Source organism: Roseateles sp., from assembly GCF_036404855.1.
Taxonomy (GTDB): Bacteria; Pseudomonadota; Gammaproteobacteria; order Burkholderiales; family Burkholderiaceae_C; genus Pelomonas.
Map to the genome: position 1 here is coordinate 1 of NZ_DASWYS010000237.1, position 14,912 is coordinate 14,912.

The following is a 14,912-nucleotide window of genomic DNA, read 5'->3' on the forward strand; positions in this document are numbered from 1 at the left end:
TCCGGGCGAGGACCCCTTCGAGATCCGTGTGCACCGGCGCTACAACCCCGAGGGCCTGGCGCGCTACAACATCGTGCCGGGGCTCATCGGCACCATCCTCACCATGACCATGGTGATGCTCACGGGCCTGGCCATGACGCGCGAGCGCGAGCGCGGCACGATGGAAAACCTGCTGGCGACGCCGGTGCGGCCCATCGAGGTCATGGTCGGCAAGATCCTGCCTTATGTGGTGCTCGGCTATGTACAGCTGGGCGTCATCCTCGGCGCGGCCTGGCTGCTCTTCAGCGTGCCCATGGTCGGCAGCGTCGGGCTGCTGCTGGCCATGATCGGCGTCTTCATGCTGGCCAACCTGGGCGTCGGCTTCACCTTCTCCACCCTGGCCAGGAACCAGTTGCAGGCGCTGCAGCTGACCTTCTTCTTCTTCCTGCCTTCCATGCTGCTGTCGGGCTTCATGTTCCCCTTTCGCGGCATGCCTCAGTGGGCACAGGCGCTGGGCGAGGTGCTGCCGCTGACGCATTTCCTGCGCATCGTGCGTGGCGTCATGCTGAAGGGCTCGGGCGCCGCAGAGTTGGCGCCCGAGCTGTGGCCCATGCTGGCTTTCCTCGCGGTGGCCGCAGGCGTTGCGCTGCTGCGCTACCGGCAGACGCTGGACTAGGGCGCGCCACAGAGGCAGTGCACCGCCGCGGCCTTGTCCAACTGCCCGCGTGCCGCCACCTTGGACAGCTCCTTGAGTACCGCCAGCTCCTCGATGACGGGCGCCGGCAGCGCGTCCAGACCCAGGGCCTGCCCGACGGCCTGGGCCAGCGGGGGCGCCATCACGTCGGTCAGCGACGCGATCAGCCGCTCGCTGCGGCTGAGGTCGCGCTCCACGTAGGCCACGCGCGGCTTCTCGCCCGCTTTGACCTCCAGCTTGCCCAGTTGCACCGCCATCTGCAATGCGTCGTCGAAGCTGCCGAGGCGATCCACCAGGCCGCGTTCACGCGCCTGTGCGCCAGTCCAGATGCGGCCCTGGGCGACGGTGTCGATCTTCTCCGGCGTGCTCTTGCGCGCCTGGGCGGCGAGGCTGGTGAAGCGGGCGTAGATGTTGTCGACGCCGGACTGCACTGCGGCCTTCAGGCGCGGGTCCAGCGGGCGGCGCGGGTCGTAGCCGCCGGCCAACCAGGTCGTCGTGACGCCGCCGGTGTGCAGGGACAGCTTGTCCATCAGGCCCTCGGCCGTCGGCAGGATGCCGAACACGCCAATGCTGCCGGTGATGGTGCCGGCATCTGCGATGACGGCGTCGCTGGCCATGGAGATCCAGTAGCCGCCCGAAGCCGCCACGTCGCCCATGGAGACGACGACCGGCTTGCCGGCCGCGCGCGTCAGCTCCAACTCGCGGCGCACGATCTCGGACGCGAAGGCGCTGCCGCCGGGCGAGTTCACGCGCAGCACGACGGCCTTGATAGCTTCGTCCTCGCGGGCCTTGCGGATCAGGCGGGCTGTGGAGTCGCCGCCGATGCGGCCCGGGCCGGCATCGCCGTCGACAATCTCGCCCTCTGCCACGACGACGCCGACGCCCGGCTGCAGCTTGTTCGGCGCGGCGGCGTCCTTCACGTGGGCCAGGTACTGACCCACCGACACTTGGCGGAAGCTCTTGCTGTCCTCGTCCCGGGCCCCCTTGGCGATGAGCAGATCGCGCACCTGATCGCGTGTCTTGAGGCCGTCGACGAGCTTGGCCTGCACGGCCATCTGTGCGGCATCGCCCTTGACGGCGGCCAGCAGCTGAGGGATCTGGTCGATGCTGCGACCGATGGCGCCGGCTTCCAGCTTGCGCGCCGTCTCGATGGCGGTCGTGAAGCCGCTCCACAGCTCGCCGTAGACCAGGCCCTCGGCCTCCACCGTTGCGGGGCTGGGTCCGGTGGCGGTGTAGGGCTCGGCAAAGCTCTTGTAGGTGCCGACCTTGATGACATGGGGCGTCACACCGATGCGGTCCAGCGCGTCCTTGTAATAGGTGCGCCAGCGGCCGAAGCCCTCCAGCATGACCATGCCCATGGGGTGCAGGTAGACCTCGCCAGCCTGGGCCGCGAGGAAATAGCCGCGCTGGCTGTAGCTGTCCGCATAGGCGATGACAGGCTTGCCGCTGGTCTTGCGGAATCGCTGCAGTGCGGCAGTGACCTCATGCAGACCGGCCTGGCCGGCGCCGGCCAGGTCTTCCACGTCCAGCAGCACGGTGCTGATCTTGTCGTCCCTGGCGGCCTGATCCAGCGCGGCGAGCACGTCGCGCAGGCGGGTCTGCCGCGGCGTGCTGCGACCCTGCGCCTGGGCCATCAACTGCTCGCGCGGGCTGCCGGAGAACTGTTCGACGAGGTTGCCGTCGAGCTTGAGTACGAGGGTGGTCTTGTCGGCCAGGGCCTTCGGTCCGCGCGTCAGCAGGGCCGTCACGACGATGACGAGCAACAGCAGTACGAAGAGATTCATCAGCGCACGGCGCGTGCCGTCAAGCAGCCACCAGGCCTTGGAGAACAGCCAGCCGATCGCGGAGAACAGGGACTTCATGGACAGCACCTTGAGGGTTGACGCGTGGCGATTGTGCGTTCCCGCGGCCTTAAGCTCCGCAGGTCATGGTTTGTGAGGACACCACATGCTTGCTTGGCCCGGTTGGACGAGACGCATCAACGAACATTTCCCGCTGCGCTATCTGACCTGGGTGCTGTGCGGCCTGCTGGCGCTGTTCTTCGCCATCGGCTGGACGGCGGGGCTGAGCCACGGCGTGCTGGTGCTGGTCTTCCTCGCGCTGACGCTGCTGGGCCTGCGCGACGTCCGCCAGCAGCGCCATTCCATCCTGCGCAACTATCCCGTCATCGGGCATTTGCGCTTCCTGCTGGAGTTCATCCGCCCCGAGATCCGCCAGTATTTCCTGGAGGGCGACAACGATGCCGCGCCGTTCTCGCGTGCCCAGCGCTCGATCGTGTACCAGCGCGCCAAGGGCGAACCCGACCAGCGACCCTTCGGCACCCAGCTCGACGTCGGGGCGCGCGGTTACGAGTGGATCAACCACTCGCTGGCACCCACGCACCTGACCAGTCACGACTTCCGCATCACCATCGGCGCCGACCGGGCCCAGCCCTACTCAGCCAGCGTCTTCAACATCTCGGCGATGAGCTTCGGAGCCTTGAGCGCCAATGCCATCCTGGCGTTGAACAAGGGGGCCAAGACCGGCGGCTTCGCGCACGACACCGGCGAGGGCTCGATCAGCGCCCACCACCGGGTGCATGGCGGCGACCTGATCTGGGAGATCGGCTCGGGTTATTTCGGCTGCCGCAACGAAGACGGCTCGTTCAGTGCGGAGCGATTCGAGGCATCCGCGCGCGATCCGCAGGTCAAGATGATCGAGCTCAAGCTCAGCCAGGGCGCCAAGCCGGGCCACGGCGGCGTATTGCCCGGCCCCAAGGTGACTGAGGAAATCGCCGCTGCGCGTGGCGTGCCGGTGGGCCAGGCCTGTATCTCGCCGGCCCGTCACAGCGCGTTCTCGACGCCCGTGGAGATGATGCAGTTCATTGACAAGCTGCGCACGCTGTCCGGCGGAAAGCCCACGGGCTTCAAGCTCTGCATCGGTCATCCCTGGGAATGGTTCGCGCTGGCCAAGGCCATGCTGGAGACCGGTATCACGCCCGACTTCATCGTGGTCGACGGCGCCGAGGGCGGCACGGGTGCGGCACCGCTGGAGTTCACCAACAACGTCGGCGCCCCGCTGCAGGAGGGGCTGCTGCTGGTGCACAACACGCTGCTGGGCCTGAACCTGCGCGACAAGGTCAAGATCGGCTGTGCCGGCAAGGTTACGACGGCCTTCGACATCGTGCGTCTGATGGCCCTGGGGGCAGACTGGTGCAACGCCGGACGCGGCTTCATGTTTGCCCTCGGCTGCATCCAGGCCCAGGCCTGCCACACCGGCCATTGCCCCACTGGCGTGACCACGCAGGACCCGGTGCGCCAGCGCGCCATCGTCGTGCCCGACAAGGCCCAGCGGGTTGCCAACTTCCACCAGAACACCCTGAAGGCCCTGAAGGAACTCGTCGAGGCTGCGGGGCTGTGCCACCCGCAGGAGATCACGGCCCAGCACATCGTCCACCGCCTGGACAAGCACGAGGTGAGATTGCTGGCCAACCTGCTCCCCTTCGTCGAGCCCGGGGCAGTACTGCGCGGCGAGCTGCCGCACAACACCTTCCGAATCTACTGGCCGCTGGCCAGCGCCCACAGCTTTGCACCGCAGGGTGCCATCGCGCGCATGCACTGAAGCAGGCCGGCGCGGGTCCGCGAAACCGCACAACCGCTCGGACGCGGGGGATGAAGGCTACGAGTTAGGGGGGCGACACGCCGCGCCCGCACAATGCCGACGCCTTTTCTCGCCGCCCATGCCCACCGTCTATCTCCTCCGTGTCAGCGAAACCACGCTGCAGCGAACGCAGGCCCTGTTGCGGCAGGCCCCTGGCGTGGTATTGGGCGGCAGCGGCCAGGTGCTGGCCGACGCGCTGGAGGAGATCGCTGCGCTGGCGCCTGACATCGTCGCCTGCGACCTGCGCCTGGTCGACAGCCACGCGATGCGCGTGGCCCACGAGCTGGGCCGTCTGGCCGCGCGCCCCCAACTGTTGCTGCTGGCACCGACTGCCGACGACCTGCAGCTGTTCGCGGCGCTGAGCGCCGGCGCCAACGCCTATCACGTGGACGACGGCACCGGCACTGGCCTGGTAGAGGCGCTGCAGCGGCTGCACGACCGCCGGGCCAGGCTGGGGCCCCAGCTTGCGCGCCAGGCGCTAGCCGCCTTCGGTGTCGAGCGCAGTCCCCTCGTCACGGCCCGCCAGCCCGCGGCGCCGCGGGATGCCGGCCCCGCCGGCCGCCAGATCGACCAGGCCAGCCGCCACCTGCTGACGCTGCTGGCGCAAGGCCTGCTGCTGGGCGAGATCGCCGCACTGTGGAAGCTGGACGCTGCCGAGATCGAGCGCCGTCTCTGGCGCCTGGTGCGCCTGTTGCACGTCCGCTCGCGCGAGCTGCTGATCGCCTAGCGCCTGACGTAGCGCGTCGCCGTCAGCCGGTCCGACACGGCGCTGGTCTTGTTGTCGACATAGCCCCAGCCGCGCATCGCCGTGCGCACCTCGGCATCCGACGGGCTGGCGCCGGGGCCCTTGGGGTGCACGACCCAGACCGTCTTGCAGATCATGTCGGCATGGAACTCCGCCATGCGCGCCAGCTCCGACGGCTTGCTCAACACCGCCACCAGCATGCGGGCCTGGCGCAGATTGGTCGTGAGGCCGCCGGCCAGCGCCTCAGCGAGCACCGGGTCCAGCGGTCCGACGGTGGGCCCGATCAGCAGGGCCGGGTTGTCGGGGCCGACACCCAGCTTGGCGGCCAGGGTGGGCGGCGGCATCTGCAGCTTCTTCAGCCAGCGCTCGCCTTCCTTCTCTCCCAGCACCAGGGCGACCGTTTCGCCGCCCACCTCGAACTGCAACTCGCCGCCGACCAGGCGCAACGCCTGCAGTGTGGCGATGTCCCATTTGCGCTTGAGGGCGCCGCGCAGCACGACGGTGGTCGACTCCAGCAGGGCGGTGACTTCGGCGCTTTCCTGCGCGTCCTGGGTGCCCACGCGGGCGGTACAACTGGCTTCACGTCCCATGCGGGGGCCTCGCTGATCTTTTGATGCGGCGCATTGTCAGGCCCCAGGCGATGGCGCCGGCCAGAGCGCCCGTGAGGTGCGAGAAGGGCGCAACGGGAAAGTCGAAACCGGGCGTGATGCGCAGGGGCGGGCCCAATGGGGCTTCGAACGCCAGCTTGGTGAGCAGGCCCAGCGCGATGGCCGCGCCGACCCATCGCTCCCGCCCGGGGCGCGTCAGCAGCGCCAGTGCCGCGATGGTGGCCAGCGCATGCAACTCGCCGGACAGACCGGCGAAGCGCGACAGCTCCGGGCGCAGCAGCAGGCCGAGCTGGGTCAGCGGTAGCGCCAGCAACCCGGCCAGCGCCTCACGCTGGCCCAGGGCGGCGCGCAGGCCCAGCAGCGCGAGCACCGCGCAGCCGGCCAGATTGGCTGCCAGGTGCAGCGGCGTCCAGTGGACGAAAGCGGCACTCACGGCGCGCCACGGCTGCATCGCGACCAGGTCCGGCTGCCAATCCAGCGTGTCGCGTGGCAGCGGCCAGGCCAGCAGGGACAGCGCAGCCAGCGCCGCGCAAAGGATCAGCCAAACACGGCTCGCCATAGCGCCCGCACGGCGTCCCGGTGCGTGGCCAGCGGCGCGGCGGCCTCGGCGTCCAGCGCGGTGGACTGTTCGTCCAGCCGTGCCTTGTGCTGCACGCGGCGCAGCTCGCGGTAGGCATTGGCGGCCTCGACGCCGACGCCGGCCGGCAGCAGGCCCGTGGCCTCGCAGCGCTGCAGCAGCGCGATGTTGCCCAGGTTGTCCAGGAGCTCGGGATGCGCGCCCGCATGCGTCAGCACCAGCGTCTGCAGCGCGAACTCCGCATCCATCATGCCGCCCTCGCTGTGCTTCACGTCGAAGAGCCCGTCCTTGACCGGGCGGGCCGCGCGTACCTTCTCGCGCATGGCCTGCACTTCGTGCTTGAGCGCCTCGGGGTCGCGTGGCGACGTCAGCACCTGGCGGCGCACGCCCTCGCATCGGGCGGCCATGTCGGCATCGCCGGCGCAGAAGCGCGCCCTCGTGATGGCCTGGTGTTCCCAGGTCCATGCGGTGTTGCTGCCGCGGCCCGTTTGATATGCCTCGAAGTGCGCCAGCGACGTGACCAGCAGCCCTGAATTGCCGTTGGGTCGCAGCGCGGTGTCGATGTCGAACAGCTCGCCGGCCGCCGTGCGCAGAGTCAGCCAGGTGATGAGGCGGCGCACGAAAGCACCATAGATTTCACTGGCGTTCTCGTCGTCGTCGTCGAAGACGAACACCACATCCAGGTCGCCGCCATAGCCGAGCTCCTTGCCCCCCAGCTTGCCGTAGGCGATGACGGCCAAGCGGGGCTGCTCGCGGTGGGCCTTGCCGAAGCGCGCCCAGGCCCAGGTGATGGCGATCTGCAGCACCGCGTCGGCCAGCGAGGACAGGTCATCGGCCACCTGCTCCACGGTGATGCGGCCTTCGACGTCGCGTACCAGCGTGCGGAATACCTCGGCGTGGTGGGCGCGGCGCAGGGTGTCCAGCAGCGCCTCCTCGTCGGCCTCGCCGCTGCGCGCCCAGCCCTGCTCGCGGTCCAGCAGGTCGGCGATGAAGGCCTCCCGGTCGAAGCGCGCGGTCAGCAGCAGCGGGTCAGCCAGCTCGTCGATGACGCCGGGGTGCTGCATCAGATAGCGAATCGGCCAGCGCGCCAGGCCCAACAGACGCAGCAGGCGCTGCTGCACGGCAGGGCGTTCGACGAGCAGGGCCAGGTAGCTCTCGCGGCGCAGCAGCGGGCCGACCCAGTCGACGAACCGCAGTGCTGCGTCCAGCGAGCATTCCTCGGCCTCGACGGCCTGGGCGGCGCGGTGGAAGAGCTTGGCCAGGCGTTGGCGCGATTCCTCGCGCAGGCCCTGGACACGCGGCGTGTCGGCCAGCGCGCGCACGGCGGTCGCCAGCGGCGCAGGCAGGCCTTGGAGGAAGTCCTCGCCGTCCACGGCCGGCCTGGGGCCGCTGCACTGGCCGCCCTTGCAGCCGCCCGGGGGCTTGCCGCCCTCGTGCAGCAGCGCGTCGAACTCGGTCGCCACCAGCTCGCGCACTTCCCCCAGCTGTTCGAAAAGCTCACAGGTATCGCGCGAGCACTTCAGGCCCAGCGAGGCGGCGATCCAGGCCAGATCGGCGTCTCCCTGCGGCAGGCAGTGCGTCTGCTGGTCGTCCAGGAACTGGATGCGGTGCTCGACGCGGCGCAGGAAGACGTAGGCTTCGCTCAGTTTCTGCGCCGTCTCCGCCTTCATCAGCCCGCCAGCGGCCAACTGGGCCAGCGCCTTGACGGTGGAGCGCGTGCGGATCTCGGGGAACTGGCCACCACGCACCACCTGCAGCAACTGCACGATGAACTCGATCTCGCGGATGCCGCCGCGCGACAGCTTGACGTCGTTGGCGCGCTCGGGACGGCCGGCAGCGCGGGCCTTGGCCTCGCTGCGGATCTTGCCATGCAGCTGGCGCAGGCCCTCGAAGACGCCGTAGTCCAGGTAGCGGCGATAGACGAAGGGCGTGACGAGGTTGCGCAGCGCCAGCGTGCGCGCATCGCCCGGCGCGCCCATGCCGGTGAGGGGCGCGACGACGCGGCTCTTCAGCCAGGCGAAGCGCTCCCACTCGCGGCCCTGCACGAAGAAGTACTCCTCCAGCATCGCCAGGCTGACGACCGGCGGGCCGCTCTTGCCATTGGGGCGCAGCGCCAGGTCGACGCGGAAGACCTGGCCGTCGTCGGTCACGTCACCGATCAGTGCGTACAGCCGCTTGGCGACGGCCGAGAAATACTCGTGGGCCGAGGTCGGACGCGGCCCCTGCGTCGCGCCCTCGTCCTCGTAGACGTAGATGAGGTCGATGTCCGACGAGACGTTGAGCTCGCGGGCGCCCAACTTGCCCATGCCCAGCACCCAGAAGGCGATGTCGCCACCCTCGTGGCTGCGCGGCGCGCCGTGGATCTCGTCCAGCTCAGCGCGCGCCGCCGCCAGCGCGCGGTCCAGAGTGACTTCGGCCAGGTGCGTCATGGCCAGCGTGACGTCATCCACGCTGGCGCCCTGCTCGATGTCCAGCACGGCCAGGCGCTCCAGCACCAGGTGGCGGGCCACGCGCAACGCGGGAGCCAGCGGCCGGTTCGCGAGCAAGGTCTCGATCAGGGCCGCGATGACGGCCCGGTTGGGCAGACCGGGGGGCAGCAGGGGCAATTCCGCCGCGTAACGGCGGCGCACGCGCTGCACGTAGCGGCTGTGCTCAGCAAAAACGGGAAACAGTGTGCTCATGACCCTGTGCTAGATTGCCTGCCGGCCGGTTCTTCACGTGCCCCAAGACAACGTGTTTGACTTTTTTTCGGCCGCCCTCCACCAATGCAACCGCGCCACGCGCTGGCCACTGCGCCTGTGCTGGCAGGCCTTGCGCTGGCTTTTGGTGATCCTCGCCCTGGTCGGGGCGCTGGTGGTGGTGGCGTGGTCCGTGTTGCACTGGGCCATTCTCCCGCACGCCAACGAGTGGCGCCCCTGGCTGGAAAAGGAAGCCTCAAAGGCTCTGGGGGTAGAGCTGCGCATCGGCCGCATCACGGTGGAGTCCGGCGGCTGGATGCCGCGCATGGAGCTGGGCGACGTGCAGGTGCTGGACGCCGCGGGCCGTCCAGCGCTGCAGCTGCCGCGCGTCGCGGCCGTGCTGTCGGCCCAGTCGCTGGTGGTGCTGGAGCCGCGGTTCTCGCAGTTGCTGGTCGACGCGCCCGAGCTCGTCATCCGCCGCGACCTGCAGGGGCGCATCTTCATTGCCGGCATGGGCCTGATGGACGCCGAGCGGAGCGACGCCTCGGCCACCGATGCCGGGTTGGACTGGCTGTTCAGCCAGCCGGAGCTGGCCATCGTGCGCGGCCGCGTGCGCTGGATCGACGAGAAGCGCGCCGATGCGCGGCCGCTGGAGCTGTCCGAGCTGAACTTCATCATGCGCAACGGCCTGCGCCGTCATCAACTGCGCCTGGACGCCACGCCCCCCGCCGACTGGGGTCGGCGCTTCACGCTGCGCGGCCAGTTCGCGCAGAACGTGCTCAAGCGGCCGGCCGAGTTCCAGCACTGGAGCGGCCAGCTCTATGCCGAGCTGCCGCGCGCCGACCTGAGCCAGTTGCGTCGCCACGTGGACCTGCCCTTCCAGCTCAGCGAAGGCGACGGCGCCGTGCGTGCCTGGGGCCAGATCAAGGACGGGCAGCCGGTCGCGGCGACGCTGGACCTGGCGTTGCGCTCCGTGCGACTGAGGCTGCTGGAATCCGCTCCCGAGCTGAACCTGGACCACATCGAGGGCCGGCTGGACCTGGCCCGCGCGAAGGACCGTCTCAGCCTGCAGGCCCGCCAGCTGGGCTTCGTCAGTGGCGACGGCGTGGTCTGGCCGCGTTCGGACTGGGGTGTCGCACTGCAGTTGGGCAAGGGCCCGAGTGGCGAAGAGCAGCTGCAGGGTGGCGAGATCAATGCCCAACGCTTGGACTTCGCGTTGATGGCCCAGATCGCCCAGCGCCTGCCGCTGGGCGAGCACGCCCACCAACTGCTCGCCGAGCTGGAGCCGCGCGGTGTGCTGACGGCCCTGTCCGGCCACTGGCAGGGTGCGCTGGACGCGCCGCGCAGCTACCGCGTCAAGGCCCAACTTGATGGCCTGGGGTTGTCAGCCAAGCCCGGCGAGCACGAGGGCCATCTCGGCCGACCGGGCCTGCGCGGCGCCAGCCTCGAGCTGGACGCCAGCGAGCGTGGCGGCTCGGCCCGGCTGACCATGCACGACGGCGAGGTTGAGCTGCCGGGGCTGTTCGAGGACCCGCGGCTGCCCATCACGCGGCTGTCCACCTACATGAGCTGGCAGCTGCCACCTCCCGGCACATCGGCCGGCGGCAAGGCGCCCGCCGATGTCGAGCTGAAGCTGCGCGACCTGCAGCTACAGACGCCCGACCTGAGCGGTGATTTCAATGTCGTCTGGCGGCGCCCGGCAGGCGCCAAGAGCGAGGCGTCGTCGCCAGGCTTCCTGGATCTGAGCGGCCGTGTGCAGCGCGTGGAAGCCACGCGGGTGGCTCGCTACATCCCGCAGAGCCTGCCGGCCACGCGCAGCTACGTCTCGCGAGCCATCCTCGGCGGCGAGGCGCGCAACGTCAGCGTGAGGCTCAAGGGCGAGCTGGCGGAGTTCCCTTTCGACGCCCCCAAGTCCAGCGGCGTCTTCCGTGTCGCCACCCAGGCCCAGGGTGTCACGCTGGCCTATGTGCCGCCCAGCGATGTCGGTACCAACTGGCCGGCCATGGAGGGAGTGGATGCCGAACTCGTCTTCGAACGCGCCGGCATGTTCATCAAGGACGGCCACGCCAAGGTGCTGGGCTACGAATTGAGCGGCGTCAACGGCGGCATCAAGGACCTGCATCACGGCCGTGTGTTGCAGCTGGACGGCACGGGAAAGGGGGCTGGCGCCGACCTGCTGCGCTTCGTGCGTGGCTCGCCGCTGGATGAATGGCTGGGTCATGCGCTGAGCACCACCTCGGCCCAGGGGCCGGTCGGCCTCAAGCTCGGCATCGCCATCCCGCTGGACGACACCAATCAGACGACGCTGAAGGGGCAGCTCCAGCTCGGTGGCGTCGACCTCAAGCTGCGCCCCGAACTGCCCGCGCTTGGCGGCGTGCGTGGCCGCATCGATTTCGACCGCAAGGGCCTGCAGCTGGCCGGCATGACCGCCCGCTTGCTGGGCGGCGATGCGGGCATCGAAGGCGGCACGCAGCGCGACGGCGGCCTGCGCTTTGCCGTGCAGGGCCAGGCCACGGCCGATGGCCTGCGCCATGCCACAGAGCTGGGTGCCGTCGCCCGCCTGGCCCAGGCGGCCAGTGGCCAGGCCGCCTACCGCTTCCAGCTTGCCATTCCTCAGAACGGGCAGAGCGAACTCAGCGTCAGCAGCAGCCTGCAGGGCCTGGCGCTGGACTTGCCGGCGCCAGCGCGCAAGGAAGCCGACGCCGCGCTGCCGCTGCGGTTGCTGATGACGCCCACGGCCGCGGCCCGTGACGAGATCCGGCTGGAAGTCGGTGCCGGCGCCGTGCCGCTGCTGCAAGCCCAGCTGCAGCGCGACGTGTCCGGCACCGGCTCGCAGGTGCTGCGCGGCGCCCTCGCCGTACAGGACAAGCTACCCGCGCTGCCGCCCAGTGGCGTGCTTTTGCAGGTCAATGTCGCGGCACTGGATCTGGATGCCTGGCAGCAGCGCCTCGGCGCGCTGGCCAGCGGTCACGGGAGCGGCGGCGGCGACGACGCCGGCCTGCTGCCCAGCCAGATCGCGCTGCGCAGTCAGGCGCTCAAGGTCGGAGGCCGCCAGCTCGGCCGCGTGGCCGCCATGGTGGCGCGCGACGGTGCCAACTGGCGCGTCAACGTTGATGCCGAGCAGATCTCCGGCCGCATCGACCTGAAGGGGGTGCGCGGCAGCCAGATCGATGCCGTTCAGGCGCGGCTGGCACGCCTGTCGTTGCCACGGCAGGAGGCCGACTCGGTCAGCGAGCTCATAGACCCAGGCAAAGCTGACGCCAGCAGCGGCCCGCTGCCGTCGCTGGACATCGAGGTCGACGATTTCGAGCTGCGTGGCAAGCGCATGGGCCGCCTCGAAGTGCTGGCCCAGGCGCCGGCCGCGGCGCGCGACTGGAAGCTGGAGAAGCTGCAGATCCAGTCGCCCGAGGCCACGCTGCACGCCAGCGGTCGCTGGGGCGGCGAGACCGTCGCCCGGCGCCGTACCCAGCTCGACTGGAAGCTCGACATCGCCGACGCTGGCAAGCTGCTGGAGCGCCTGGGCCAGGGGCAGGTGCTGCGCGGCGGCAAAGGCGTGCTGGCCGGTCAGGTTGGCTGGGACGGCTCGCCGTTGGCGCCGCATTACGCCAGCATGGCGGGGGCGCTCAACGTCCAGCTCGACACTGGCACCTTCCTGAAAGCCGAGCCCGGCGTCGGGCGGTTGCTGGGCGTGCTCAGCCTGCAGTCCCTGCCGCGCCGTCTGCTGCTGGACTTCCGCGACGTCTTCGCCGAGGGTTTCACCTTCGACGGCGTCACCGGCGACGTGCAGATCGCCGCCGGCGTGGCCCGCAGTGACAACATCCGCATCCGAGGTCTGCAGGCGGCCGTGCTGGTGGACGGCAGCACCGACTTGGCGGCCGAGACACAGAAGCTGCGCGTCGTCGTCGTGCCGGAGGTATCGGCCGGTGGCGCGTCGCTGGCCTATGCGGCCATCAACCCCGCCGTTGCGCTGGGTGCGTTCCTGGCGCAGCTCATCCTCAGTCGTCCGGTGGCTGCGGCCAACACGCGCGAGTTCCTCATCACCGGCACCTGGAACGATCCCAAGGTGGAGAAGGTCGAAGGCCCGGCGGCGAAGGCCGCCAGCGCACCGTGACCGCCAACTGCCGGAATTCTTGACACCTGGCGCTGCTTGCCGCTGTCGTTGATGGCAAGTCGTTGAATTTCAACGGAGTTTTGTTGGGGCTCGGAATTTGCTAACTGCCCGACATCTTCGTAGGGAGGTTCCAGATGCTGATTGCTCGTGCCATTGCCCTCGTCGCCTGCTTGGCAGCTTTGAACGGCCATGCAGCCGTGGTGCGCGGTGCCGTCACGGCCACCGGGCCGGCCAACTTCATCTCAAGCGCCGTCACTGGCAACCTCGCCAACCAGAGCGGCCTGTCGACGTCTTACACATCGGGCCTGACCGACTTCGACAGCTATGTCGCAGGCACCACACACAGCTCTCAGGAGTCCTGGCATTCCTGGGCCCAGGAGGGCGCGGGCGCGGTGGTCTTCGACCTGGGGGGCAGCTTCGACATCTCCGGGATGGCTCTGTGGAATCGCGGTTTTTCGGACCAGGGGCTGAAGGACTTTGCCCTGTACAGCTGCGCCGATGCGGCCTGCACGACCGAATCGCTGATCGGCAACTTTCTTGCGCTTACGGCACAAGGCACTGACATAGCCGTCGAGGCGCAGACCCTCTCGTTTGCCAGCGTCAACGTGGCGTTCCTGAAGCTGGAAATCCTGTCGACCTACAACGCCTCCAACGTCACGACGTTGGGCGAGGTCGTATTTCGGGAGGACGCTTCAAGCGTGCCCGAGCCGGCTTCGCTGATGCTGGCGATGCTCGCGCTGGGCGGCCTGGCCGTGGCGCGCCGGCGCACCTGAACACTTCAGCGCTCGAGGCCTTCCAGCGCACGCAACTGCAGCCGCAGGCCCGTGTAGCCACGCATGCGCGCCAGCGCGGCCTTCAGGCCGGGGTTGGCCATGAAGAGCGCATCGAAGCTGCCGTCGGCCGCCGCCAGCGCCAGGCCGCGCTGCAGCCGTTCGGCCACCTGCGGCTTGTCGGGCGACACGAAGTAGTACAGCGGCTGCCGGTATTGCAGTGCCAGCCCGGGTAGCTCTGCAAAGCCCTGACCGGCATGCAGAGCCAGCTCGGCATCGATCTCTTCGCGGGTGCGCGGGATGAAGTCGAAGCGGCCGGCCCTGAGCATGCGGAACAGCGACTCGAACTTGGTCGTCGTCTCGACCGCGAAACCGTTGGCCCGCAGGATCTGCGTGTCGCTCCAGAAGGTTCCGGCACCGGCGCGCAGCCGGCGCAGCGCGTCCAGCGTGCGCAGGTGGCGCAGTGCGGACAGGTCCTTGGCCCGCACGAGCAGGAAGCGCAGTTCGTTCATGCCCTTGAACAGGTTGAAGCGAACCGGTATCGCCCGGGCCTCGCGCTCGGGCGTCGTGGTGCTCCACAGCAGGTCCAGTTGGCCGTCCTGCAGCATCTGGCGCAGCCGCTCGCGCGGCAGGTCGGCGGCGGCGCGGACCAGCATGGGCGCAGGCTCGCCGTCGGCTGTCTTGGCCAGCGCCAGCTTCAGCACGCCGATGAAGAAGCTGCCATGGGTGCTGAAGGCCTCCGGATCGGGCAGGCGCAGCGTCGGCGGCAGATCGGCCGAGCGAGCCTGGGGCAGGAGGGCGGCCAGGGGCAGTCCCAGCAGATGGCGCCGCTGGCAGGAGGAGGTCGGCATGTCGGGTCGATTCTCTTCCGCCGCTGCGGCCGTCCGGGCCAGGCCGCCGTGACTTCTGCCGCAATGCATGCAGGCGCCAGCGCCGCGTCTGCAGATCGCCGCTGCGGCGCTAGCATCGGCGCATGAAGATTGCAGCTGTTCAGATGGTCTCCGGCCCCGACGTGGCCGCCAACCTTGCCGCCGCCCGTCGCCTGCTGGAGGACGCCGCCCGCCGCGGCGCCGAGCTGGCGGCCCTGCCCGAGTACTTCTGCCTGATGGGC

The 14,912-nt window shown here is 69.6% G+C and carries 11 protein-coding genes; 6 read left to right on the top strand and 5 right to left on the bottom strand.

Going from position 1 to position 14,912, the window contains the following annotated elements:
• The coding region (locus tag VGF12_RS15555; RefSeq protein WP_331176951.1) for an ABC transporter permease at positions 1 to 655 on the top strand (655 nt) is incomplete at its 5' end.
• On the opposite strand, the gene sppA is transcribed toward VGF12_RS15555, so the two are convergent.
• Complete coding sequence (gene sppA / locus VGF12_RS15560; protein ID WP_331176952.1) at positions 652 to 2,535, bottom strand: signal peptide peptidase SppA; 1,884 nt, start codon at positions 2,533 to 2,535, stop codon at positions 652 to 654. The two genes, VGF12_RS15555 and sppA, sit on opposite strands and share 4 nt — an antisense overlap.
• A gap of 85 nt (positions 2,536 to 2,620) precedes the next feature.
• On the opposite strand from sppA, the gene VGF12_RS15565 reads away from it, so the two are divergent.
• Together VGF12_RS15565 and VGF12_RS15570 are read left to right on the top strand one after the other, a co-directional pair.
• On the top strand, positions 2,621 to 4,273 hold the full coding sequence (locus VGF12_RS15565) for an FMN-binding glutamate synthase family protein (RefSeq protein WP_331176953.1): 1,653 nt from the start codon (positions 2,621 to 2,623) through the stop codon (positions 4,271 to 4,273).
• A gap of 118 nt (positions 4,274 to 4,391) precedes the next feature.
• Positions 4,392 to 5,039, top strand: a complete 648-nt coding sequence (locus VGF12_RS15570; protein ID WP_331176954.1) for a hypothetical protein — start codon at positions 4,392 to 4,394, stop codon at positions 5,037 to 5,039.
• Here VGF12_RS15570 and VGF12_RS15575 read toward each other — a convergent pair.
• The 3 genes from VGF12_RS15575 to glnE are packed head-to-tail and all read right to left on the bottom strand — an operon-like array spanning position 5,036 to position 8,923.
• Positions 5,036 to 5,647: a hypothetical protein gene (locus VGF12_RS15575; RefSeq protein WP_331176955.1), complete on the bottom strand. Its 612-nt coding sequence runs from the start codon at positions 5,645 to 5,647 to the stop codon at positions 5,036 to 5,038. The two genes, VGF12_RS15570 and VGF12_RS15575, sit on opposite strands and share 4 nt — an antisense overlap.
• Positions 5,637 to 6,224 (bottom strand): rhombosortase, encoded by a 588-nt coding sequence (gene rrtA, locus VGF12_RS15580; RefSeq protein ID WP_331176956.1) that lies wholly within the window; start codon positions 6,222 to 6,224, stop codon positions 5,637 to 5,639. Before rrtA ends, VGF12_RS15575 begins: the two co-directional genes overlap by 11 nt.
• Entirely contained in the window at positions 6,203 to 8,923 is a 2,721-nt protein-coding gene (glnE, locus tag VGF12_RS15585; RefSeq protein WP_331176957.1) for a bifunctional [glutamate--ammonia ligase]-adenylyl-L-tyrosine phosphorylase/[glutamate--ammonia-ligase] adenylyltransferase, read from the bottom strand. The genes rrtA and glnE overlap by 22 nt, the downstream gene beginning before the upstream one ends.
• Positions 8,924 to 8,975: 52 nt before the next feature.
• Here glnE and VGF12_RS15590 point away from each other — a divergent pair, with 52 nt between their 5' ends.
• A complete protein-coding gene (locus VGF12_RS15590; protein ID WP_331176958.1) occupies positions 8,976 to 13,031 on the top strand; it encodes a YhdP family protein in 4,056 nt (1,351 codons plus the stop codon).
• A 134-nt stretch (positions 13,032 to 13,165) separates the two neighbouring features.
• Positions 13,166 to 13,804: a PEP-CTERM sorting domain-containing protein gene (locus VGF12_RS15595; protein ID WP_331176959.1), complete on the top strand. Its 639-nt coding sequence runs from the start codon at positions 13,166 to 13,168 to the stop codon at positions 13,802 to 13,804.
• Positions 13,805 to 13,809: 5 nt separating this feature from the next.
• On the opposite strand, the gene VGF12_RS15600 is transcribed toward VGF12_RS15595, so the two are convergent.
• Positions 13,810 to 14,652, bottom strand: a complete 843-nt coding sequence (locus VGF12_RS15600; protein WP_331176960.1) for a hypothetical protein — start codon at positions 14,650 to 14,652, stop codon at positions 13,810 to 13,812.
• A gap of 122 nt (positions 14,653 to 14,774) precedes the next feature.
• Here VGF12_RS15600 and VGF12_RS15605 point away from each other — a divergent pair.
• On the top strand, positions 14,775 to 14,912 hold a 138-nt coding region (locus tag VGF12_RS15605), incomplete at its 3' end, for a nitrilase-related carbon-nitrogen hydrolase (protein WP_331176961.1).

Bases quoted from the DNA above. Each gene is read 5' to 3' on its own strand.
- sppA (WP_331176952.1), bottom strand. From the start codon at position 2,535: ATGAAGTCCCTGTTCTCCGCGATCGGCTGGCTGTTCTCCAAGGCCTGG.
- VGF12_RS15565 (WP_331176953.1), top strand. From the start codon at position 2,621: ATGCTTGCTTGGCCCGGTTGGACGAGACGCATCAACGAACATTTCCCG.
- VGF12_RS15570 (WP_331176954.1), top strand. From the start codon at position 4,392: ATGCCCACCGTCTATCTCCTCCGTGTCAGCGAAACCACGCTGCAGCGA.
- VGF12_RS15575 (WP_331176955.1), bottom strand. From the start codon at position 5,647: ATGGGACGTGAAGCCAGTTGTACCGCCCGCGTGGGCACCCAGGACGCG.
- rrtA (WP_331176956.1), bottom strand. From the start codon at position 6,224: ATGGCGAGCCGTGTTTGGCTGATCCTTTGCGCGGCGCTGGCTGCGCTG.
- glnE (WP_331176957.1), bottom strand. From the start codon at position 8,923: ATGAGCACACTGTTTCCCGTTTTTGCTGAGCACAGCCGCTACGTGCAG.
- VGF12_RS15595 (WP_331176959.1), top strand. From the start codon at position 13,166: ATGCTGATTGCTCGTGCCATTGCCCTCGTCGCCTGCTTGGCAGCTTTG.
- VGF12_RS15600 (WP_331176960.1), bottom strand. From the start codon at position 14,652: ATGCCGACCTCCTCCTGCCAGCGGCGCCATCTGCTGGGACTGCCCCTG.